Source organism: Streptomyces barkulensis (assembly GCF_002843305.1).
In the GTDB taxonomy this organism is placed as follows: domain Bacteria; phylum Actinomycetota; class Actinomycetes; order Streptomycetales; family Streptomycetaceae; genus Streptomyces; species Streptomyces barkulensis.
Genome location: NZ_PGSG01000088.1, coordinates 150,288 through 172,711, shown reverse-complemented (window position 1 = coordinate 172,711; position 22,424 = coordinate 150,288). Strand labels below are relative to the sequence as shown.

Genomic DNA, 22,424 nt, shown 5'->3' with positions numbered 1-22,424 from the left:
GGTCCGCCCTGACGGCGAACCGGCGTCCCCTGCCCTGCTCCGCAGGAGCTTCGTTTCCTCCCCGCCCCAAAGGACGGGGTATCCACGAAAGAGAGCCCCGATGACCGATGTGGCAGTGGGGCGGGCCGGGCGTCCGAGGACGGTGGAGGCGGCGTTCGCGCTCTCGCTCGCGGCGATCGCCGTGCAGGTCGCGGTCTGGGTGCTGGGGGCGTTCGTCGTCTCCCCCACCGGACTGGAGGAACTCCGCGGCGAACTGGGGCGGGACGGCGCGGCCCGGCAACTCGCCGCGTCCGCCGGTTTCCTGGCCGTCCTCGGCGCCCTGTGGCTGCTGTTCTGCTTCAGGATGCGCGCGGGCGACGGACGTGCCCGGATCACGCTCACCGTCGTAGGCCTTCTCAGCGGGCTGTTCTTCCTCAACACCCTGAGCACGGACGGATTCCGGTGGACGGCGGACGGCGGTATCGGCGACCTGCTGCTGACCGACGTCCTGCCGGACCTGCTGGTCGCCGGGGCCATCGTGATGATGTTCCTCCCGGCCTCCAACGCCTACTTCTCGGCGGCGCGGCGGGACGGACGGTAGGCCGCTCATGGCGGCCTGCCGTCCGTCAGCGCGGCCACTCTGAGCGCCCTCAGAGGCTTCCTGCGACCGTCACACGATCACAGGAAGCCTCGCCACGTCGCCCAACCGGGTGTCGAGACCGGCGATTTCACCGATTTCAGGAGCGATTCGGGTCGGTAATGGTGTGACGCCCCACACCTTCTGTGCATGCCCCTGGAGGAAACCATGCGCGTCCCCCGTGCCCTCACCACCGCCCTGCTGGCCCTGGCGACGGCGTTCGCCGTACCGGCCGCCCCGGCGTCAGCCGCCGAGGACGCCACGCGGAACGCGGCCGAGAACTACGTGGCCCTCGGCGACTCCTACTCCTCCGGCACCGGCGCCGGAGACTACTCCGACCTGCTGTGCACCCGCAGCGGCAACGCCTACCCGGCCCAGTGGGCGCAGGCGTCCGCGCCCGCGTCCTTCACCTTCGCCGCCTGCGGCGGGGCGAAGATCCCGGACGTGCTGGACAACCAGGTGCGGTATCTGGACCAGAGCACGACGCTGGTGAGCATCAGCATCGGCGGCAACGACTCCGGATTCGCCTCCATCATGCTGACCTGCATGTTCTCCTCGCAGTCGACCTGTGAGCAGAGACTGGACGAGGCCGCCGACTATGCCCGGAACGAACTGCCCGGCGAACTGGACGCCCTGTACGCCACCATCCGCGACCGCGCGCCGAACGCCGAGGTCGTCGTCGTGGGCTACCCGCACCTCTACAAGGAGGGCGGCTTCTGCCTGAGCATGGGCTCGGGCAAGCGCGAGGCGATCAACGACGGCTCGGACGTGCTCAACCAGGTGATCTCCGGCCGCGCCGCCGCCGCCGGGTTCTCCTTCGCGGACGCCCGTCCCGCCTTCGCCGGGCACGAGATCTGCACGAGCGACCCGTGGATCAGTTCCTCCAACATCCACCCGACGGCCGAGGGCCACGAGAAGGGCTACCTGCCGGCCTTCTCCGCCGCGGTCCGGTAGGGCGCGCGGGCGCCTGCGCACGGGCCTGCCACCGGACGGAACCGTACGCAGGCGCCACACGGACCCGTTCCGCCGTCCTCCCGGCCGCGCGCGTCCCCGTCAGGAACGGTCATAGGGGTCCGTGTACGGCTCGACGGACTGGCGGACGGTCTCCTGGACGGTGTCCATACGAGGCCCGGGAGCGTAGTGGCGGGCACGCGCCCTGCCGTGCGGGACGAGCCAGCCGAGGCGGACGAGTTCGCGGATGTCGCGAATGGCCTGCTGATCGCTGATGCCGGCGTCCTGCTGGTACACGGTCCGGCGCACCTTCGAGCCCCAGAAGGCCGGCAGCAGAGCGTGGACCACCCGTTCGTCCAGCCCCGCGGTCTCGGCCTCCCCGGCGAGACGGACCCACGCCCGCGAGAGCAGGCCGGTGCGGCGCTGGGCCTGCTGGGCCTGGCGGTGGTGCGCCCGGAGGCAGAAGCGGATCCACGGGCGGGTGTCGCGTTCCGGGCTCCACGACGGGCCGCCGACCTGCTGGAGGACCTGGTAGTAGGCGTAGGTGTTCTGGCCGCGCCCGAGCCACTCCTCGATGGAGGAGAACTCCGGCGGCATGACGCCCTCACGCGCGAACACCAGGGTGGACAGCGCCCGGGACATACGGCCGTTGCCGTCCTTCCAGGGATGGATGTTGACCAGGTTCAGATGGGCCATGGACGCGCGGACGTGTACGGGCGCGTCGAGGTCGCCCTCGTTGAGCCAGTCGACCAACTCGTCCGTGAGGGCCGGCACCTGCTCGGCCCCGGGAGCGGTGTAGGCGGGGACGAGGGGGTCGTCTGGGCTGGTGACGTACACCGGGCCGTCGCGCCAGCGGCCGGGCCGCTTGTCCAGGTGGTGCCCCTGCATCATGAAGTGCAGGCCGTTCAGCAGCCCCGCGTCGTAGCGGAACCCGGTCCCCGTGTCTGCGAGGGCCTGGATGTAGGCCATCGCACGCCGGTGGCCCTCCAGTTCGGCACGCGTGCGTTCCCCGGTCTCCAGGGGCTCCTCCCCGGCCATCAGGGCCTCGACATCGTCGACGGTCGCGGCGTAGCCCTCGATCGTGTTGGAACCCGCGATCGCCCGCGCCGTCAGGTTCCGGCGGAGCTGTCCCGACCAGCGCGGACTCGCCCGCAACACGTGCCGCATCCGGTGCCGCATCCGGTCGATCTCCTCGAGTACGCGCAGGTCGTCGGCGTCCGGGGCGGGAGTTTCGTAGAGCACACCCTTATGACACCATGACACTGTCATCGCGTCAAAGCGGAGGGGTGCCGCCGGCCTTTCCAGCGGCCGTCTCATGGGCGTGTCCGGCCCCCTCCCCTGCGCGGGCGCGGGGGCCGGGCGGCCTCGTCCCCCCGTTCCGCCGCCGGGGGGCGGAATCCCGCCGACGGACCGGTAGCGGTTGCGCGCGGCGTCCCGGCTGTCTAGGTTCCGAACGGTCGGCCGGATCAGAGGGGGAACATGTTCGGGTTAGGACTGGCGTCCTACGCGGTCTTCGTCATGGCGGTGCTGGTCATCTGCGTCACCCCCGGCCCCGACATGGTCTACATCCTCACCCACGGCATCAGCCAGGGCACCAGGGCGGGCCTGCTGGCGTCGCTCGGCATGTCGGCCGGGATGGCCTGCCACACCCTCGCGGTCTCGCTGGGGCTGGCCACCCTCGTCCAGTCCTCGGAGACCGCCTACCAGGTGCTCCGCTACGCCGGGGCCGTGTACCTGCTCTACCTGGCCTGGCACACGCTGCGGGACTCCTCCGGGACCACCTTCGACGGCGAGCACACGGCCGCGTCACCGATGACGGTCTTCCGCAGGGCGACGATCGTCAACCTGCTCAACCCGAAGATCGTCATCTTCTACCTCGCCTTCCTGCCGCAGTTCGTCACGCCCTCCGCGGGAAGCCCCGCCCTCCAGCTGCTGGTGCTGGGCGCGACGTTCACCGTGATCGGGCTGCTGGTCGACTGTGTGGTCGCGCTGCTCTCGGGCCGGATCGGGGAGCGGCTGCGGAGGCGGCCCGGCTCGGGCACCTGGCTGAACCGGCTCGCGGGTGTCGTCTTCCTCGGCCTCGCCGCCAAGGTCACCATCGCCTGAGCGGCCGTCCTCCCGCCCGTCGTCCCCCGCCGTCCCCCGCCGTCCACCGACCGGGAGCCCCGCGGACGCGCCGGACCCGGTACGGGGACGCAGACCTGGAAGAGCGCCCCATGTGCACCGTCACGACCAGCACGCCCGCCACCGCGCCCGCGCCCGGCCGCCCGGGGTCCGACATCTGTGACGAGGGCGACGCCTTCTACCGGCAGGCGCTGACCCGGGGTTGTGTGCCCGCCGGACAGGCACCCGGCTGTCTGCTCGAACTGGGGTTGCTGCGCCGGTCGCCCGAGAGCCCCGGGACGCTGGTGCCCGTGCCGCCGGACATCGCCGCCGCCAGGCTCGCGCGTCCGATCGAGCGGGCCATCCTGGAGCAGGAACAGGCCCTGCGGTCGGTCCGGTCGGTGCTGGCCCGCGCGGAGGCGGTGTACCGGCAGATCGGCCGGGAGGTCGACCGCACCGCGGACCTGCTGCTCGGCGAGGAGGCCGTCGACCGGGCCCTGCGCCGGGCCGCCCGGTCCTGCGGGAGCGATGTGATGACCGCTCATCCGGGCGGCGGGCTGGGCGAGGAGACGCTGACCCGGACCCTGCCGGAGACGCTGGACCTGTGCTCCAGGGGGGTGCGGCAGCGGGTGCTGTACCAGCACACCGTGCGCTCCCACGGCCCGACGCTCGCCTACGCGGAGAAGATCACCGCGGCCGGCGCCGAGGTGCGCACACTGGCCGAGGCGTTCAGCCAGGTCACCGTCTTCGACGGCGCCGTCGCCTTCATACCCGCCGCTCAGGAGCACCAGCCGGCGGCCCTGTCCGTGCATCACCCCGCGATCGTGCGCCACCTGGTGAACGCCTTCGACTGCGCGTGGGACCGGGCAGAGCCCGTCTTCCGGGGCACGGACCGGTGGCAGCCGCACGCGTTCACCTCGCAGACCCGGCGGGCCGTACTGCGCCTGATGGTGGAGGGGCACACCGACAAGGCGATCGGGAGCCGGCTGGGCGTGAGTCCCCGCACCGTGGCCAACCACATCAAGTGGGCCGCCGACCACTTCAGGGCCGGCAGCCGGGCCCAACTGGGCTATCTGCTCGCCCGGTCCGGGCTCCTGGACTCCCAGCGGCCCGACGAGCGCGCCCGGTTCGGCTGAGCGGTGTGCCGCCGAAGGCGCGGCGCGGGATGCCGGGCGGTTCCGGGTTGGCCCGGTTTCCACCCATGTACAACGCCTTCAGGTTTACGCATTGCAGCATCATGCCCCGCGGTGCTCACTTCCCCCGCCCACGCGGGTTGGACAGCATGTCCCCGTACCGCACGGCCCGGTGCGAACACCGGAGCGCAGGCGCATCTCCCCTGGAGGATGAGTGGACCTCTCGCTGTCCGAACTGAAGCGGCGGAAGATCGGAGTCTGCCTCTCCGGAGGGCTTTCCTCCCTCGCGCTGGCCTCCTGGCTGCACGACGGCGGATACGACGTGGAGGCGTTCGTCCTCGACATCGGCCAGTGCCCGGAGAAGGACTTCCGTGAGTTCACCGGCGCGGTGCGCGCGGCCGGCATACCGGTGCGCGAGGTGGACGCCCGGCGCGCCATGGCCGACGCGGCGCTCGATGTCGTCGCCTTCCAGGCCCACTACGACGGGGGCTACTGGAACACCACGGGCCTGTCCCGGGCCGTCATCGTCGAGCACGTGGTGCCCGGGCTGCGCCGGGCCGGCGCCGGCGTACTGGCGCACGGCTGCGTCGGCGGCGGCAACGACCAGCGCCGCTTCGAGCGCTATGGCGCGCACTTCGCGCCGGACCTCGCGGTCTTCGCCCCCTGGCGCGACCCGGAGATGCTGGCCGCCCTGCCCGACCGGGAGGCGATGGCCCGCCACGTCGCCTCGGCGGGCCTGGTGTGCATGCCGGGCAACACCGCGGAGCACTCCGTCGACGGCAACCTCGCGGGCACCTCCCACGAGGACGCCGGCCTGGAGGACCTGGGCACCACGGCCGCGGGCCTGGAACGGCTGATGGGCGTGTCGCCCCGGCAGGCGCCGGACCGGGTGGAGACGGTCTCCGTCACCGTCGAGCACGGCCGCCCGGTGGCCCTGGACGGCCGCCGCCTGCCGCCGGAGGAGCTGCTGGAACTGGCCAACACCGTCGGCGGGCGGAACGGGCTGGGCCTGACCGACGTGGTGGAGCACCGCATCAACGGCACCAAGTGCCGCGGTGTGTACGAGGCGCCGGGCATGGAGCTGCTGTCGCACGCGGTGCGCGCCGCCCACGAGACGGTCACCGACCGGGGCGCCGCGGACACCGCGCGGTTCCTCGCCCGGCAGCTCGCGGTCTGCGTCTACGAGGGGACGGCGCACGGCCGTACCGCCCGGGCGGCGCGGGCCGGTCTGGCCGAGATCGCCGGCCCGGCCGGCGCCACCGTCCGGCTCGACCTCTACAAGGGCGGCGTCATCGGGCGGGCGCTGCCGGAGATCGGCCCGGGCGCCGACGTCCTGCGGCAGCGCCGGTTCACCGGCGGAGGCGGCCACAACTGGGACTCGGCGCCCCTCGCGGGGCCCGCCCCGGGCTGACCCGCGGGCGGCTTCCGCGCCTTCCCGCGCACTCGCTCACACCTGTCCACTCGCTCTCAGGGGAAACAGACATGCTTCAGCGCACGTTCGGCCGGCTGGGCTGGCGGGTCGGGGAGATCGGCTACGGGATGTGGGGGGTCGGCGCCGGTCCCGGCGGCTGGCAGGGGGCGGACGACGAGACGAGTCTCGCCGCCCTCCAGCTCGCCGTGGACCTCGGCTGCGACGCCTTCGACACCGCGTGGATCTACGGCCGCGGGCACAGCGAGGTCCTGCTGGGGAAGCTCCTCGCGGCCAATCCGGACAAGGGCCTGAGGGCCTTCACCAAGATCCCTCCCAAGGACCGGCGGTTCCCCTCCACCAGGGATTCCGACGTCGACGACGTGTTCCCGTACGACCACGTCATGGAGTACACCGAGAAGAGCCTGCGCAACCTCGGCGTCCCCCGGGTGGACCTGATGCAGTTCCACGTGTGGGAGGACCACTGGGCGCGGGACGAGCGCTGGCTGACCACCGTTCAGGCGCTGCGGTCCTCTGGCATGGTCGGCGGGATCGGCATCAGCGTCAACCGCTGGGAGCCCTGGAACGCGACGGAGGTCCTGCGGACCGGCCTGATCGACAGCGTCCAGGTCATCTACAACATCTTCGACCAGGCGCCCGAGGACGAACTCTTCCCGCTCTGCCGCGAGCTGGGGATCGGCGTCATCGCCCGCGTCCCGTTCGACGAGGGCACCCTGACCGGGACGCTGACGAAGGACACCACCTGGCCCGAGGGCGACTGGCGGGCCTCCTACTTCGTGCCCGAGAACCTGCACGCCAGTGTGGACCGCGCGGAGGCGCTGAAGAAGATCCTCCCCGACGGCATGACGCTGCCCGAACTGGCCCTGCGTTTCATCCTGCACAACGACGACGTGCACACCGTGATCCCCGGCATGCGCCGCCCCGCGCACGTCTCCGCCAACATCGCGGTCGGCGACGGCCGCCAGCTGCCCGAGGAACTGATGCGCGAACTGCGCGCCCACCGCTGGGACCGGGAGCCGACGGAGTGGTCGCAGTGAGCGCCCCCGTACGGCCGGCGGTGCTGGCCCTGTGGTCCCCGCCGCGGGCCATGTCGACGGCCTTCTTCCGGATGATGGTGCAGCGCGGCGACTTCCGCTCCTACCACGAGCCGTTCTCCGAACTGGCCGCCGGGCACGGTGTCGAGGTCGGCGGACGGCGCCTGACCACGCCGGAGGAGGTGCTGCGGGGGTTCACGGCGGAGTCGGCGGAGGCGCCGGTGTTCTTCAAGGACACCACCGAGTACCCGCACGCCCACCTCTTCGACGCGCTGCCGCTGGCCGAGGGCGTCACGCACACCTTCATCGTCCGCGACCCCCGGCGCGCCATCGAGTCGCACTACGCGGTGAACCCCGAGGTGAGGCTCCCGGAGATCGGGTTCGAGCACCAGTACGAGATATTCGACCGGGTCCGCCGGGAGACGGGGCGCGATCCCGTCGTGGTCGACGCCGACGTCCTCGTCGAGCGCCCCGGCGACACCGTCCGCGCCTACTGCGAGGCCGTCGGCATCCCCTACGACGACCGGGCCCTGTCCTGGCAGTCGGGGGAGCGCTCCGAGTGGAGCCGCACCAGCCGGTGGCACCAGGACGTGGCCCGCAGCTCCGGCTTCCGGCAGAGCGGCCGGCGCCACGCCGTCACGGTCGACGACAGCCCGGTGCTGGCCGGCTACCTCCGGCACCACCTGCCCTTCTACGAGGAGCTGCGCTCCCGCTCCCTCGTCCTGCCCGCCGTCTGAGGGCCCGCGCGCCACCGCGAGCCCGCGCCGCACGCGGCACGCGACACGCAGCACGCCCCGCCGCGCGCCCCGTCGCGCGGCGGCCCGCACAGCCTCCACCCGCACAGCCCGTACCGCAGAGCAGTCCTGGAAACGCCTGGAAACGCCTGGAACCACACTCGATTGGGGTCCACGATGCCAGCCAGCACCTCCTCGTCCGCACTGCCCGATCCCAACGGACGCCGCGCGCCGTACCCGCGGGGCACCGCGACGACCCTGCACCTGATCGAGGAGCAGGCCCGTGCCACCCCCGACGCCGACGCGCTGCACTACGGCGGCGCGACACTGAGCTACCGGGAGCTGGACCGCGGGGCCAACTCCCTGGCCGCGATGCTCGTGGAGCACGGCGCGCGCCGGGAGACGCTGCTTCCCCTGCTGGTGAGCGACGGGATGGAACTCCCGCTCACGATGGTCGCGGCGATGAAGGCCGGCGTCCCCTTCATCCCCTTCGACCCGGGCTGGCCCCGGGAGCGGATCGGCGCGCTGCTGCGGGGCCTGGGCACCGACATCGCCGTCGTCTCCCCGCGCACCCCGGCCCCGGCGGCCGGCTGCGCCCGCGCGCTGGTGGCCGACCACCGGAAGCTGGACGGCACCGACGCCGCCCCCGCCGGCGGACGCCCCGGCCGCACCGACCTCGCCTACGGCTTCTTCACCTCGGGCACCACGGGCCTGCCCAAGTGCACGCTCAACGTGCACCGCGGCCTGCTCAACCGGTTCCTCTACATGACCCGCAGGTTCGGCGCCGGGCACGTGGCGCTCCAGAACAGCCGGTCGGTCTTCGACTCGTCGCTGTGGCAGTTGCTGTGGCCGCTGACCATGGGCGGCAGCGTCGTCATGCCGCGCCGCGACGGGCTGCTCGACCTGGAGCGCACCGTCGACCAGATCGGCCGCCACGGGGTGACGATCACCGACTTCGTGCCGTCGATCTTCACCGTGCTCGTCGACCTGCTCGCCTCGGACCCGGCGCTGGTACGGGCGGCCGGCTCCCTGCGGCACGTCCTGCTGGGCGGCGAGGCGATCAACGTGGAGGCGGTCCGCGGGTTCCACGAACTGCTGCCCGGCACGGCGATCACCAACACCTACGGTCCCACCGAGGCGTCGATCGGCAGTGTCTTCCACACCGTCACCGCGGGCGCCGCCGTTGACGGTGGTGACGGCGGTGACGGCGGTGAGATACCCGTCGGCCGCCCCATCGACAACACCTCGGCGGTGGTCGTGGACTCCTCGATGCGGCGTCTGGGCACGGGGGAGACGGGCGAGATCCTCATCGGCGGCGACTGCCTGGGGCTGGGATATCTCGGCGACCCGGAGCGGACCGGGGCGGCGTTCGTGCCCAACCCCTTCCCCGACGTCCCCGGCGACCGCCTCTACCGCACCGGCGACCTCGGCCACTACCGGGCCGACGGCCGCCTGTACTTCGTGGGGCGGCGCGACGACCAGCTCAAGGTGCGCGGGGTGCGGATCGAACCGGCGGAGGTCGAGCGGGCGCTGCTGACGCTGCCGGGGGTCCAGGACGTGCGGGTCGTGCTGCGGGGCGAGGCCGACGGCCAGACCCTGGTCGCGGCCGTGGTCGCCCGCGAGGGCCTCGACCTCGCGGACACCAGGGCGCGGGCCGGGAGGCTGCTCCCGGCCGAACTGGTGCCCGACCGGTTCGTGCGGATCGAGAACATGCCCCTGTCCCCCAACGGCAAGGCCGACCGCCGGGCGCTGGCGCGGCTGCTCGACGGGCCGGACACGGCGGCGCGGAACACCGCGGAGCGGGACACGGCGCCCGGGAGCGCCGCCGGGGGCGACCCGGCACCCGGCGGCGACCCGGAGGAGGCGGTCCGCTCCCTGTGGGCCGAGCTCCTGGGCGTCACCCCCGGTGCCCGGGACGGCTTCTTCGAGATCGGAGGCACCTCCCTGGGCGCCCAGCGGCTCGTACTGCGCCTGCGCGACCTGTTCGGCCTGCGCCTGTCGGTGCGGGACATCGCCGAGGCGCCGACCGTCGCCGACCAGGTCCGTCTGATCGCCCGGGGCGGGCCGGAGGCCGAGGAGGCGGCCGTACACCGGGAGATGCTGGCCGACGCGGCCGCCCTGGAACCGGACTCACCGCAACCGGCCTCCCCGCGACCGGCCTCCACGGCGGCCGTACCTCCCCCGCGGTCCGCGGCCGTCGCCCCGCCCCGGCGCATCCTCCTCACCGGCGGCACCGGCTTCATCGGCATCCATCTGCTGGACGAGCTGCTGCGGTCCACTGCGGCCACCGTCGCCTGTCTGGTCAACGCCGGGGACGACGCGGCCGCCCGCGCCCGGCTCGACGCCCGCGCCCGCCACTACGGCCTGCCCGTCGGCAGCGGCGACGACCGGGTCCGGGTCGTGCGCGGCGACCTCGGCGCCGAGGGGTTCGGGCTGTCCGGGACCGGCTTCCGGGAGCTGGCCGAGTGGACGGACACGATCGTGCACGCGGGCGCGGAGGTGAACCTCGTCTACCCCTACCGCCGTCTACGCGCGGTGAACGTGCTCGGCACCCGCGAGGTGATCCGGCTCGCCCGCACCGGCCCCGGGCCGGCCAGTCCCGTGCACCACCTGTCGACGCTCGGCATCCTGCCGCGCGCTCCCCGTGACGGCTCGGTGCTCGACGAGAACGCCTTCCCCGCGGCCGAGGAGGTGCCGGGCGACGGCTACAGCCGGAGCAAGTGGGTCGCCGAGGCGCTGCTGCGCGAGGCCCGGCGGCGGTACGGCCTCCCGGTGAGCCTGTACCGCATGGGCGAGGTGATGCCGCACTCGCGCACCGGCGTCCTCAGCCACGGCGGCAGCCTCGCCGAGTTCGTCCTGACGGCGTGCGCGGAACTCGGCGTCCGCTTCGAGACGGGCGCGCGGGGCGACTTCACCCCGGTGGACAACGTCGGCCGGTTCATCTCGGCGGCGGTGCTCGAGCGCCGCCTGGGCGAGACCTTCCACGTGGTGCAACGGGAGCCGACCCGGCTGGACGACCTCATGGGGCGCTTCGGCCCGGCGCGCGAACCGCGCCACGTGACGTACCGGGAGTTTTGCGAACTGGTCGCGGCGCACAGCTCTCCCCCGCTCCGGCGGCTGGCCATGGTCCTGCCCGATCCGGGCGACGGGCCGGGGGACCTCGGCGGGCTCTTCCGGGACGTCCCCTCCCCCGAGTTCGGCCGCAACTGCCACGAGCTGGTGCGGTCCCTGGGCGTGGAGTGGCACGAGGCCGTCCCCGCCGCGGACGGCTGAGCGGGGCACGGCACGGCACGGCACGGCACGACCCGGCCCGGCCTCGCACAGAACAGCACATAACAGCACAGAACGCCACAGAGCGACCCCGCACAGCACGGCCCGTTCAGCCGTCCAGCGTCTCGCGCCAGGTGCGCACCGCGTCCGGGGAGACCGGGGTGTCCCAGCCGCCGGAGCGGGCCGCGCCGCCGATGTGGAAGGCGGCCACGCCCGCCGCGCGCAGGGCGGGGACGTGGTCGAGGCCCAGGCCGCCGCCGGCCATCAGCAGCGGGAGGTAGCCGGGCTCCCCGGCGGACGTACGGGCCGCCTCGGCGCACAGGACGGCCAGGCCCGCCGTCACGCCGTCCGCCGAGCCGGCGGTGAGGTAGGCGTCCAGACCCGGGTGCCCGTCGAGCCGTTTGCGCAGCCCGGCGCGGTCGGCGCAGTGGTCGATGGCGCGGTGGAAGGTCCAGCGGCAGCCGGGGACGGCGTCGAGGAGCGCGCCGATCGCGGCGAGGTCGGGCTGCCCGGTGTCGTCGAGGAAGCCGAGCACGAACTCCTCGGCGCCCTCCGCGCGCAGGCCGCGAGCCCGCTCGCACAACTCCTCCAGCGCCGCCTCGTCGCCCGCCGCGAATCCGCCCGTCGCGCGCAGCATCACCCGCACCGGCAGGTCGGTGGCGCCGCGGACGGCGGCGAAGACCTCCCGGGCGGGGGTGAGGCCGTCGGCGGCCATGTCGCCGACCAGTTCGAGGCGGTCCGCCCCGCCGGTCTGCGCGGCGATCGCGTCGCGGGCATCGAGGGCGATCACTTCGAGGATTGGTCTAGACATATAGCGGAGCCTGCCATATCGCGGGACACGCCGGGAAGACGGGGCACACAATTGCGCCATGGTCACGCCGAAGAACCGCCATCCGGCCCATGACGGGCTGCGCGAGCGCTGGACCCGGACCCTCCTGGCCGTACGCCGCCCGGAGGCGGACCTGCCCGCGGACACCCCCTCCCCGTACGCCTACGCCGACGACCTCCTCGCACGCTGGGCCGAGCCCCACCGCCGCTACCACACCACCGACCATCTGATCGCCGTCCTGGACCGCGTCGGCCTGCTCTCCGCGCACTGCTCCGGCCCCGAGGAGGTCGCCACCGTCTCGCTGGCGGCCTGGTTCCACGACGCGGTCCACCTCCCGGACCGCTCCACCAACGAGGAGCGCAGCGCCCGCCTGGCCGAGCGCGCCCTGCCCGAGGCGGGCGTCTCCCCCGCCCTGGCCGCCGAGGTGGCCCGGCTGGTCCGCCTCACCGCCGGGCACGACCCGGCCCCCGGCGACACGGGCGGCGAGGTGCTCTGCGACGCCGACCTCGCGGTGCTGGCCGGGTCGCCGCGGGAGTACGCGGCCTACGCCGCCGCCGTCCGCGAGGAGTACGGCTTCGTCCCCGACGACGCCTTCCGCACCGGACGCGCCGAGGTCCTGCGCCATCTGCTGGAGCTGCCCTCCCTGTTCCGCACCCACTACGGCCGGGAGCACTGGGAGCACACCGCCCGCCGCAACCTGACCGCGGAGCTGGACCTGCTCACCGCGTGAGTCGCGCCTAGGCTGGGACGATGGAACGACTCGAAGCCCTGGACCGGGGATACGCGGAGTTCGGCCGGCGCGTCCGCGCGGTGCGCGACGACCAGTGGGGCGACCCCACCCCGTGCACCGAGTGGACCGTGCGCGACCTGGTCGGCCATCTGGTCGCCGAGCATCTGTGGGCGCCCTGGCTGCTGCGGGGCGCGACGCTGGAGGAGGTCGGCGACCGGTTCGACGGCGACGTCCTCGGCGACGACCCGCGGGGCGCGTGGCGGCGCGCCGCCGAGGAGTCGCGGGCCGCCTTCCACCGCCCCGGCGCCCTGGACGGCGACGTGCACACCGGCGGCGGTCCGCGCCCGGCCGCCGACTACGCCCGCGAGATGACGACCGACCTCACCGTGCACGCGTGGGACCTGGCGCGCGGCATCGGCGCCGACGACCGGCTGGACGAGGGGCTGGCCCGGTACGTCTACGAGGCGGTGCGCCCCGTGGCGGACTCCCTGCGCAGCGCCGGACTGTTCGGCGAACCGGTCGAGGCGGGCGAGGGCGCGGGAGTCCAGGACAGGCTGGTGGCCCTGCTCGGCCGCCGCCCCTGATCCGCCCGGGCGGCGTCGGCGGCGGTGCGGGCGGCAGCGGCAGCGGCAGCGGCAGCGGCAGCGGCAGCGGCAGCGACATCAGGCCATACCGGGCGGAAGCATTCGAAACCGGGCCGAACGGTGGTGCCGGCCGTCCGGTGAAAGGACGGTAACAAGGCCTCCGACCAGGAATGTTCTTCCCTGCGATGGTGTTGGGCCCGGACATGCCGCCACTCGACATATCACCGTCCGGAGGCGTCCCGCCCCGCGCGGAGCGCCCCCGCATGCCCCTGGCCGTCTACGTCCTGGGGCTGTCCGTGTTCGCGCTCGGCACCTCGGAGTTCATGATCGCCGGGCTGCTCCAGCCGATCGCCCGCGACATGTCGGTGACCATTCCGCAGGCCGGGCTGCTGGTGTCCGCCTTCGCCATCGGCATGGTGGTCGGCGCCCCGGTGCTGGCCGGCGCGACGCTGCGGCTGCCCCGCCGCACCACGCTGGTGTCGCTGCTGGCCGTCTTCGGGGCCGGGCAGGTGGCCGGCGCCCTCGCGCCGACGTACGAGGTGCTGTTCGCCTCGCGGGTGGTGAGCGCGCTGGCGTGCGCCGGGTTCTGGGCGGTGGGCGCCGCCGTGGCCGTGTCGCTGGCCCCGGCGGGCGCGAAGGCCAAGGCGATGGCCGTGATGATCGGCGGGCTGAGCGTCGCCAACGTCCTGGGCGTGCCGGCCGGTGCGCTCCTGGGGCAGCACGCCGGATGGCGGGCCGCGTTCTGGGCCGTGGCCCTGCTGGCGGCGGTCGCGGTGGCCGGGGTGCTGGCGCTGGTGCCGTCCACCCGGCCGGCCACCGGCGCGGACCGGCCCGTCCTCCGTCGCGAACTGCGGATCTACCGCGACGGCCAGGTGTGGCTGGCGCTGGTGATCACCGCGCTCAACGCCGCGGCCACCTTCTGCCTCTTCTCCTACCTCTCCCCGCTGCTCACCGACACCGCCGGCCTGGGCGAGGGCTGGGTGCCAACCGTGCTGGCGCTGTACGGGGTCGGCGCGCTGATCGGCGCCGCGCTCGGCGGCCGGGTCGGCGACGCGCACCTGTTCGGCGCCATGTACGCCGGCCTGGCCGCCACCACCGCCGTACTGGCGCTGCTGGCGCTCACCGCGCACCTGCCCGTGGCGGCCGTCGGGCTGGCGCTGGGACTGGGGGTGACCTCGTTCTTCACCGCCCCCGCCATCAACGCCCGGATGTTCGAGGTGGCGGGCGCCGCCCCCACCCTGGCGGGCGCGACGACCACCTCGGCGTTCAACATCGGCAACACCCTCGGCCCCTGGATCGGCGGACTGGTGATCACCGCCGGCTGGGGCTACACCGGCGTCTCCTGGGTCAGCGCGCTGCTGGCCGCCGCGGCCGTCGGCGCGACGGTGGCGGCCTCCCGGTGGCACCGGCGCACCGCCGCCTCCCGGGTGGTGGCCGGCTCGCCCGCGGACACGGCCGTCGGCGGCCCGGCACCGGTCACCAAGGCCGCGGGCTGATCCGTCCGGGCGTCGGCCGGGCCGCGGCGGCCCGGCACCGGTCACCAAGGCCGCGGGCTGATCCGTCCGGGCGTCGGCCGGGCCGCGGCGGCCCGGCCGGGCCTGCCGCCGCGGCCGCCCTCCCGTTCCGGACCGTTCCGACGCGCCCTGTCCGGGGTACCGGATTACCCTCGGTGGCCGGTGCACCCGCAGGCCACCTGCGACAGGGTTTCCGGCCGCCGCCCGCCGGCCCTCCGGCGGCCAGGGCCGCGGACACGGGTGAAAGGACGTGCGAGATGGACGTGCGCAGGAGGAACAACGTCACCGTCACCGGCCGGGAGGACGGGCCGGTGGTGATGCTGGCGCATGGATTCGGCTGCGACCAGAACCTGTGGCGCCTGGTGGCGCCCGCGCTGGCCGAGGAGTTCCGGGTGGTGCTCTTCGACCACGTGGGCTCCGGCCGCTCGGACCCCTCCGCCTGGAACGAGGAGCGCTACTCCTCGCTGGAGGGGTACGCGCAGGACGTGCTGGACATCTGCCGCGAGTTGGGGCTGCGGGACGTGACGTTCGTGGGGCACTCGGTCAGCGCCATGATCGGGGTGCTGGCGGTGCTGCGCGAGCCGGAGCGCTTCGCCAAACTGGTCCTGCTCACCCCCTCCCCCTCCTACATCGACGAGGGCGACTACCGGGGCGGGTTCAGCCGGGCCGACATCGAGGAGCTGCTGGAGTCGCTGGAGAGCAACTACCTGGGCTGGTCCGCGGTGATGGCACCGGTGATCATGGGTAATCCGGACCGGCCCGAGCTGGGCGAGGAGCTGACCAACAGCTTCTGCCGCACCGACCCGCGCATGGCCCGTGTCTTCGCCCGCACCACCTTCCTGTCCGACAACCGCGAGGACCTGGCCGGGGTGACCGTGCCGACGCTGGTGGTCGAGTGCGCGCACGACACCCTGGCCCCACGCGAGGTGGGCGCGTTCGTCCGGGACGAGATCGCCGGAAGCACCCTGGTCACCCTGGACGCCCACGGGCACTGCCCGCAGCTGAGCAGCCCCGGCCCGACGGCCGAGGCCATCGCCTCCTTCGCGAGGGCGCGGTGACCTCCCGCGCGAGCCCGGCCCCGGCCCCGGAGCCGGAACGGGAACCGGACGGGCCGGAACCGGAGGACGGGCCGGAACCGGAGGACGGCGGGAACCCGGAGGACGACCTGGAGGAGCTGTACGAGAACATCCCGTGCGGCCAGCTCTCCAGCTTCCCCGGCGGCAGAATCGTCAAGGTCAACGCCACCCTGCTGGACTGGCTCGGCTACCGCCGCGAGGAACTGGTCGGCCGCCGGACCTTCTCCGAGCTGCTCGGCGTCGGCGGCAGGATCTACTACGAGACCCACCTCGCCCCGCTGCTGCGGATGCAGGGCCGCATCGGCGGGATCGCGCTGGAGATGAAGGCCGCCGACGGCAGCCGGCTGCCGGTGCTGGTCGCCGCCTCGGTGCGGGAGGGCACTCGGGGGCGGCCGGCACTGGTGCGCACCTCCGTCTTCGAGGCCCGCGACCGCCGCGCGTACGAGACCGAGCTGCTGCGCGCCCGGCAGGAGGCCGACCGCGAGCGCGAGCGCGTCCAGCAGCTCGCCACCACCCTCCAGCGCAGCCTGCTGCCCCCCGCCCTGCCGGACATCCCCGGCACAGAGCTGGCCGCGCACTACCACACCGCCTCGATCGACGAGGTCGGCGGCGACTTCTACGACCTGTTCCCCGTCTCCGGGGGGTGCTGGGGTTTCTTCCTCGGCGATGTGTCCGGCAAGGGCGCCGCGGCGGCGTCCGTCACCTCCCTCGCCCGCTACTCCCTGCGCGCCGCGAGCGCCTCCGACCCCGACCCGGTCAGGGCGCTGGCCAATCTCAACACCGTCCTGGAGCACGAGAACCACGGCGAGGACCCGCGCTTCTGCACCGTCATCCACGGTCTGCTCACCCCGGGCGAGCACGGCTGCGAGATCACCCTCGCCGGCGGCGGCCACCCCCCGGCCCTGCTGATGCGCGCCGACGGCACCGCCGGATACCTGCACACCCCCGGAGGCCAGCTGGTCGGGGTGCTGCCGAACGCCCACTTCGCCGCCACCACCGTGCGCCTGGCCCCCGGCGACACCCTGCTGCTGTACACCGACGGACTGACCGAGGCCCGCACCGCCCACGCCGACGGCCGCCACGGGCAGCTGGACGGAGGGCGCTACGGCGAGGAGGCCCTGCTCGACTTCGCGGCCGGGCTGGCCCCGACGAGCGCCGCGGACGCCGTCGCCGCCATCGGCGCCCTGCTGGAGGGGCTGGGCGAGGGGGTGGACGACGACACCGCCGTACTGGCCCTCGGCGTCCCCGCCTCCCGGGGCGGCCCGGGCACCCCTGACGGGCCGGGCACCCCTGACGGGCCGGAGCCGTTCAGGTCGCCGTGACCACCCGGCGCGGGGGACGGCGCCGGCGCAGGCCCGCCTCCGTCAGCCGCCGCAGCAGCTCCTTGCTGCCCACCTCGACCGCGCCCAGCCGCACCGCCCGCCCGTACCGGTGGGCGGGTACGTCGTAGTGGTCGCGGTCGAAGGCGCGGCGCGGGCAGCCGAGGGCGGCGGCGAACGCGTGCAGCTCCTCGTAGGAGGCGTCGCTGACCAGGTGCGACCACAGCATTCCGTGGCCCGGCCACTCGGGCGGGTCGATGTAGACGGTCACCGGGCGCCTCCCAGCCCCCCGACGGGCGCCACCGCCGTCGCCGTCCGGCCGCACACCCAGTGCGGGTCCGGGCCCAGTTCGGGCTCGACGTCGAGCACGTGCTCCTCCTCGCCGCCGCACAGCGGGCAGCCCGGCCAGCGGCCCCGCCGGTCCAGCAGGGCGTCCTGGACGTCCTGGGCGATCAGGCCCGCGACGAACGAGACGCCCTCGGGCCACTGCTCGACCCACCAGCGGCGGTGGGAGACCGCGTCCTCGACCAGCGAGACGACCTCGGCCTCGGCGATGCCGCAGGCGGTGAGGTCGGCGAGGACGAGCGCCCGGCCGGCGTGGAGGGCGCGTTCGAGGCCGCCGGAGCCGGATTCGCGGGGATCGGGACCGGGGGAAGGGGGCTGCTGCTCTGTCATAGCCCCTCCATTGGAGCAGACGGCCGCAAGGGCGGCGGACGTCTTGACGGCCCCGCACGGCGAAAATACCTTCCACCGTGTGAACAACACTGTGAAGGAAAGTTTCGCCGGTGCGGTCCGCGACACCGCGCCGGGCCGTCGCCCAGGTCCCCCGGAACCCGCCGCCCTCGCGGCCAAGGTGCGCACCATGGCTCCCTCGATGACCCGCTCCATGCAACGTGTCGCCGAGGCCGTCGCCGGCGACCCCGCCGGATGCGCGCAGCTCACCGTCACCGGCCTCGCCGAGCGCACCGGCACCAGCGAGGCCACCGTCGTACGGACCTCGCGCCTGCTGGGCTACCCCGGCTACCGCGATCTGCGCCTGGCGCTGGCCGGGCTCGCCGCGCAGCAGGCCTCCGGCGCCTCCCCGTCGGTGACCGCCGACATCGCCGTGGACGACCCCATCGAGGACGTCATAGCCAAGCTCGCCCACGACGAGCGGCAGACCCTCGCCGACACCGCCGCCGGACTGGATCCCGGCCAGGTCGAGGCGGCCGTGCACGCCATGGCCTCCGCCCGCCGGATAGACCTCTACGGCGCCGGCGCCTCCGCCCTGGTCGCCCAGGACCTGGCGCAGAAACTGCTGCGGATCGGCCTGGTCGCCCACGCCCACGCCGATCCACATCTGGCCGTCACCGGTGCCGTGCAGCTGCGCGCCGGGGACGTCGCCCTGGCGGTGACCCACTCCGGCCGCACGGTGGACGTGATCGAACCGCTGCGCGTCGCCTTCGACCACGGCGCCACCACCGTGGCCGTCACCGGTCGCCCGGACGGGGAGATCGCGCAGTACGCCGACCACCTGCTGACCACCTCCACGGCGCGCGAGAGCGAACTGCGCCCGGCGGCCATGTCCAGCCGGACCAGCCAGCTGCTGGTCGTGGACTGCCTGTTCATAGGCGTGGCACAGCGCACCTACGAGACCGCCGCCCCCGCCCTGGCGGCCTCCTACGAGGCGCTGGCCCACCGCCACTCCCCCCGGCAGCGCTGACCCCGCACCCGCGACCGCACCCGCCCCCTCGACCGTCCGAGCAGCACCCGAGCAGCACCCGAGTAGTACCGCCCAACCCCCCACACCCCCGCCCGGGCGCCGGCACCGGTGGCCGGCCCCGGCATCCGGAAGAACGGAAAGAGCCGCACCCTCATGACCTCCTCCCCGACCGCCGCCGGCCACGGATCCGGCGATCCCCGTGACTCGCGTGACTCCCGTGACTCCCGCGATTCCCGCGGTCCGGACGGCGCGTACGACCGGCTGCGCGCCGAACTGGACACGCTCACCACCGAGGCGTTCCGCAGCGACCTGTCCGAGATCGACCGGCTCCCCACCCTGGAGATCGCCAGGGTCATGAACGGGGAGGACGCCACCGTCCCCACCGCCGTCGCCGCCCAGCTCCCGCGCATCGCCGCCGCCATCGACGCCACCGCCGAGCGGATGGCGCGCGGCGGGCGGCTGGTCTACACGGGGGCGGGGACGGCCGGGCGGCTGGGCGTGCTGGACGCCAGCGAGTGCCCGCCCACCTTCGACACCGACCCCTCCCAGGTCGTCGGGGTGATCGCGGGCGGCCCGGCCGCGCTGGTCAGCGCGGCCGAGGGCGCCGAGGACCGCCCCGACCTCGCCGCGGCCGACCTCGACGGGCTGGGGCTGGGCCCCGACGACGTGGTGGTCGGCGTCTCCGCCTCCGGGCGCACCCCGTACACCGTCGGCGCGGTCGAGCACGCGCGGCGGCTGGGAGCGCTGACGGTCGGGCTGTCCTGCAACTCCGGCTCGCCGCTGGCGGCGGCGGCCGACCACGGCATCGAGATCGTGGTGGGCCCGGAGCTGATCACCGGCTCCTCCCGGCTCAAGGCGGGCACGGCCCAGAAGCTGGTCCTCAACATGATCTCGACCATCACCATGATCCGGCTGGGCAAGACGTACGGGAACCTGATGGTCGACGTGCGCGCCTCGAACGAGAAGCTGCGTGCCCGCTCGCGCCGTATCGTCTCGCTGGCCACGGGGGCGGGCGAGGAGCGGATCGAGTCCGCGCTCGCGGCCACCGGCGGCGAGGTGAAGAAGGCCATCCTCACCATCCTGGGCGAGGTGGACGGCCCCACGGCCGAGCGGCTGCTGAGGGAGTCGGGCGGCCGGCTGCGCGCGGCCCTGGAGGCGGCACGCGGCTGACGGCCCGCGCCGCGCACCCGACCGGCGGGACGCGGCGGGGTACGCCCGCACCGGCCCCCGCCCGCACCGGCCCCCGCACGGGCGGCCCGAGGCACGGCGCGTCCGTGCGCGGGAGGCTCCCGGCCCCCGGCCGGAGAGACCCGCGGCGCGCACCGCCACGGCCGTCCGGAACCGCCGGGCCCGTTCCCGCCTCCCGGGCCCCCGCCCCGGGCCCGGCGCGGCACTCGCGCCCGTACAGACCCCGGCGGCACGTCCGTGCACGGAACCGGAAGGACCGCGGGCCGGAGGACCGGGGACCGGTACGGGCCCGGCGGCGCGCGGCTCCCGGTCGTCCGGCGCCCCCCGTACGCGCGGTGCCGCACCGCCCCGTACCTCCGTACCGCCCGCGCGGCGGGCACGCGCACGCGAAAAGCCCCCGGCGCGCACCGGAAGGGGATGGTGCGCGCCGGGGGCCGCCGGCGCGGACGGTGTCCGCGCCCGGACCGGGCGGCCGGTTCAGCCGTTCCGTACCTCCGCCCGTGCGGGCTCGTCCCGCGCACCGCGCGCGGCGGGCACCGCCTCCCAGCACTCCACCCCGGTCAGGTCCGGCAGGCGGTCGCGGGTGAAGACGGGGTCCAGACCCGCGCGGCGCTGGGCGAGGTAGTCCTCCATCAGCCGGAAGGCGATCACCGACAGCGGCAGGATCGCCAGCAGGTTGACCAGGGCCATGGCGCCCATGGTGACGTCGGCGAGGCTCCACACCACGCTCAGCGAGCCCAGCGCGCCCAGGAAGGCGGCGGCCAGGACGAGCCCCCGGTAGCCGAGCATGACCGAGCGGCTGCGGGTGATGAACTCGATGTTGGACTCGCCGTAGTAGTAGTTGCCGATCATCGAGCTGAAGGCGAGCAGGAAGACCACCAGCGTCAGCAGGTGGCCGGCCCAGCCGCCCAGGGTCTCCTGCAGTGCGGACTGCGTGAGGTCGGCGCCCTGGCGCCCGGAGAGCTCCGGGTTGACGGAGAGGATGACGAAGGCGGTCATCGTGCAGACCACCAGGGTGTCGAAGAAGACGCCCAGGGTCTGCACCAGGCCCTGCTTGACCGGGTGGGAGGTCTCGGCCGCGGCGGCGGCGTTCGGGGCGGATCCCAGACCGGCCTCGTTGGAGAACATGCCGCGGCGCACACCCTGCTGGATCGCCGCGCCGATGCCGCCTCCGGCGACCTCGCGCAGGCCGAAGGCGCCGCCGACGATGTCGGCGAGGACGCGCGGCACCTCGGAGACGTTGAGCACCACGACGGCCAGGCCCACCAGCAGGTAGATCACCGCCATCACGGGGACGAGCACCTTGGTGACCGAGGCGATCCTGCGCACCCCGCCGAAGACGGCCAGTCCGAGCAGCACGGCGAGCGCGGCGCCGACGACCGGGGCGACCCAGCCGGAGCCGCCGTCACCGTCCGTGCCCAGCGATCCGGCGGTGACCGAGGCGATCGTGTTGGACTGCACGGCCGTGAACACCAGGCCGAAGGTCAGGGTGATGATCACCGCGAAGAGCACACCGACCCAGCGTCGGCCCAGGCCGCGCTGCATGTAGTAGGCGGGGCCGCCGCGGTAGGCGCCTTCGCCTCCCCTGCCACGGTCGCGCACCTTGTAGAGCTGGGCGAGGGTGGACTCCACGAAGGCGGAGGCGCCGCCGACCAGGGCCATCACCCACATCCAGAAGACCGCGCCCGGCCCTCCGACGGTGATGGCCGCCGCGACGCCGGCGATGTTGCCGGTGCCGATCCGGGCCGCGGCGGAGATGGTGAAGGCGCCGAACGGGGAGACCGGCTTCTTTCCGCCGGCCCCGGCGCGGGGCCGTTCCCTGACCGTCCTGACGATCTCCGGCAGGAGCCGGATCTGCATGGCCCGGGAGCGGACGGTGAAGTACAGGCCCGCCACGGCCACCAGGGGGATCAGCAGATAGGTCCAGAAGTGGTCGTTGATCTCGACGATCACTGTTTCGAGCGTGCTCATCGCGTAGGTGCCGTCCAGGAGTCGTGTGGGGTGGGTTCGGCTCTGGAAACAGAGTGGAGGCGCCGCGGGAGGGGATCGCCCGTACGCGGCCCCCGGGAGGCTATCCGGTGCGCTGCCCCGGGGTCAGGCCGCGACGCGGTGCCAAATCTCACATCCTGGACATAGCGGGAGGGCGGCACCCCTTGCGGGGTGCCGCCCTCGTCACCGTGCGCGCGGTACGCGCCCGGTGGGAACCACCGAT

20 protein-coding genes are annotated in these 22,424 nt (G+C 74.1%); 15 read left to right on the top strand and 5 right to left on the bottom strand.

Going from position 1 to position 22,424, the window contains the following annotated elements; translation table 11 throughout:
* Positions 1-100 precede the first annotated feature (100 nt).
* Positions 101-580 carry a hypothetical protein gene (locus tag CUT83_RS17275; RefSeq protein ID WP_143688580.1) on the top strand — a complete coding sequence of 160 codons (480 nt, stop codon included), beginning with the start codon at positions 101-103 and terminating at the stop codon, positions 578-580.
* 186 nt (positions 581-766) lie between these two features.
* Entirely contained in the window at positions 767-1,570 is an 804-nt protein-coding gene (locus CUT83_RS17270; protein ID WP_240957756.1) for an SGNH/GDSL hydrolase family protein, read from the top strand.
* A gap of 99 nt (positions 1,571-1,669) precedes the next feature.
* Here CUT83_RS17270 and CUT83_RS17265 read toward each other — a convergent pair whose 3' ends face one another.
* Entirely contained in the window at positions 1,670-2,809 is a 1,140-nt protein-coding gene (locus CUT83_RS17265) for a Fic family protein (RefSeq protein ID WP_165869407.1), read from the bottom strand.
* A 237-nt stretch (positions 2,810-3,046) separates the two neighbouring features.
* Here CUT83_RS17265 and CUT83_RS17260 point away from each other — a divergent pair, with 237 nt between their 5' ends.
* From CUT83_RS17260 to CUT83_RS17235, 6 genes are all read left to right on the top strand, one after another.
* On the top strand, positions 3,047-3,673 hold the full coding sequence (locus CUT83_RS17260) for a LysE family translocator (RefSeq protein ID WP_101256738.1): 627 nt from the start codon (positions 3,047-3,049) through the stop codon (positions 3,671-3,673).
* A 110-nt stretch (positions 3,674-3,783) separates the two neighbouring features.
* Entirely contained in the window at positions 3,784-4,806 is a 1,023-nt protein-coding gene (locus tag CUT83_RS17255) for a helix-turn-helix transcriptional regulator (RefSeq protein WP_101256737.1), read from the top strand.
* A 211-nt stretch (positions 4,807-5,017) separates the two neighbouring features.
* Positions 5,018-6,214 (top strand): argininosuccinate synthase domain-containing protein, encoded by a 1,197-nt coding sequence (locus CUT83_RS17250; RefSeq protein ID WP_101256736.1) that lies wholly within the window; start codon positions 5,018-5,020, stop codon positions 6,212-6,214.
* A gap of 71 nt (positions 6,215-6,285) precedes the next feature.
* On the top strand, positions 6,286-7,269 hold the full coding sequence (locus CUT83_RS17245) for an aldo/keto reductase (RefSeq protein WP_101256735.1): 984 nt from the start codon (positions 6,286-6,288) through the stop codon (positions 7,267-7,269).
* On the top strand, positions 7,266-8,003 hold the full coding sequence (locus CUT83_RS17240; protein WP_101256734.1) for a sulfotransferase-like domain-containing protein: 738 nt from the start codon (positions 7,266-7,268) through the stop codon (positions 8,001-8,003). The genes CUT83_RS17245 and CUT83_RS17240 overlap by 4 nt, the downstream gene beginning before the upstream one ends.
* Positions 8,004-8,177: 174 nt before the next feature.
* Positions 8,178-11,273: a non-ribosomal peptide synthetase gene (locus CUT83_RS17235; protein ID WP_101256733.1), complete on the top strand. Its 3,096-nt coding sequence runs from the start codon at positions 8,178-8,180 to the stop codon at positions 11,271-11,273.
* A gap of 106 nt (positions 11,274-11,379) precedes the next feature.
* On the opposite strand, the gene CUT83_RS17230 is transcribed toward CUT83_RS17235, so the two are convergent.
* Positions 11,380-12,081: a copper homeostasis protein CutC gene (locus tag CUT83_RS17230; RefSeq protein ID WP_101256732.1), complete on the bottom strand. Its 702-nt coding sequence runs from the start codon at positions 12,079-12,081 to the stop codon at positions 11,380-11,382.
* Positions 12,082-12,139: 58 nt separating this feature from the next.
* Here CUT83_RS17230 and CUT83_RS17225 point away from each other — a divergent pair, with 58 nt between their 5' ends.
* From CUT83_RS17225 to CUT83_RS17205, 5 genes are all read left to right on the top strand, one after another.
* A complete protein-coding gene (locus CUT83_RS17225) occupies positions 12,140-12,829 on the top strand; it encodes an HD domain-containing protein (protein WP_101256731.1) in 690 nt (229 codons plus the stop codon).
* Between the two features lie 20 nt (positions 12,830-12,849).
* Positions 12,850-13,413: a TIGR03086 family metal-binding protein gene (locus CUT83_RS17220; RefSeq protein WP_101256730.1), complete on the top strand. Its 564-nt coding sequence runs from the start codon at positions 12,850-12,852 to the stop codon at positions 13,411-13,413.
* Positions 13,414-13,676: 263 nt separating this feature from the next.
* Positions 13,677-14,909: a Cmx/CmrA family chloramphenicol efflux MFS transporter gene (locus CUT83_RS17215; RefSeq protein ID WP_101256729.1), complete on the top strand. Its 1,233-nt coding sequence runs from the start codon at positions 13,677-13,679 to the stop codon at positions 14,907-14,909.
* Positions 14,910-15,184: 275 nt separating this feature from the next.
* Entirely contained in the window at positions 15,185-15,985 is an 801-nt protein-coding gene (locus CUT83_RS17210; protein ID WP_101256728.1) for an alpha/beta fold hydrolase, read from the top strand.
* Positions 15,982-17,325 carry a SpoIIE family protein phosphatase gene (locus CUT83_RS17205; RefSeq protein WP_101256727.1) on the top strand — a complete coding sequence of 448 codons (1,344 nt, stop codon included), beginning with the start codon at positions 15,982-15,984 and terminating at the stop codon, positions 17,323-17,325. Before CUT83_RS17210 ends, CUT83_RS17205 begins: the two co-directional genes overlap by 4 nt.
* On the opposite strand, the gene CUT83_RS17200 is transcribed toward CUT83_RS17205, so the two are convergent.
* Positions 17,312-17,593: a DUF4031 domain-containing protein gene (locus tag CUT83_RS17200; protein WP_101256726.1), complete on the bottom strand. Its 282-nt coding sequence runs from the start codon at positions 17,591-17,593 to the stop codon at positions 17,312-17,314. The two genes, CUT83_RS17205 and CUT83_RS17200, sit on opposite strands and share 14 nt — an antisense overlap.
* The gene (locus CUT83_RS17195; protein WP_101256725.1) at positions 17,590-17,997 is read right to left on the bottom strand and encodes a DUF8819 family protein; all 408 of its coding nucleotides are present in this window, start codon (positions 17,995-17,997) and stop codon (positions 17,590-17,592) included. Before CUT83_RS17195 ends, CUT83_RS17200 begins: the two co-directional genes overlap by 4 nt.
* 91 nt (positions 17,998-18,088) lie before the next feature.
* On the opposite strand from CUT83_RS17195, the gene CUT83_RS17190 reads away from it, so the two are divergent.
* Positions 18,089-19,024 (top strand): MurR/RpiR family transcriptional regulator, encoded by a 936-nt coding sequence (locus tag CUT83_RS17190; RefSeq protein WP_240957762.1) that lies wholly within the window; start codon positions 18,089-18,091, stop codon positions 19,022-19,024.
* Between the two features lie 153 nt (positions 19,025-19,177).
* The gene (murQ, locus tag CUT83_RS17185) at positions 19,178-20,194 is read left to right on the top strand and encodes an N-acetylmuramic acid 6-phosphate etherase (protein WP_101256759.1); all 1,017 of its coding nucleotides are present in this window, start codon (positions 19,178-19,180) and stop codon (positions 20,192-20,194) included.
* Between the two features lie 495 nt (positions 20,195-20,689).
* Here murQ and CUT83_RS17180 read toward each other — a convergent pair whose 3' ends face one another.
* Positions 20,690-22,183, bottom strand: coding sequence for an alanine/glycine:cation symporter family protein (locus CUT83_RS17180; RefSeq protein ID WP_101256723.1), 1,494 nt, complete (start codon positions 22,181-22,183; stop codon positions 20,690-20,692).
* Positions 22,184-22,424: the final 241 nt, after the last annotated feature.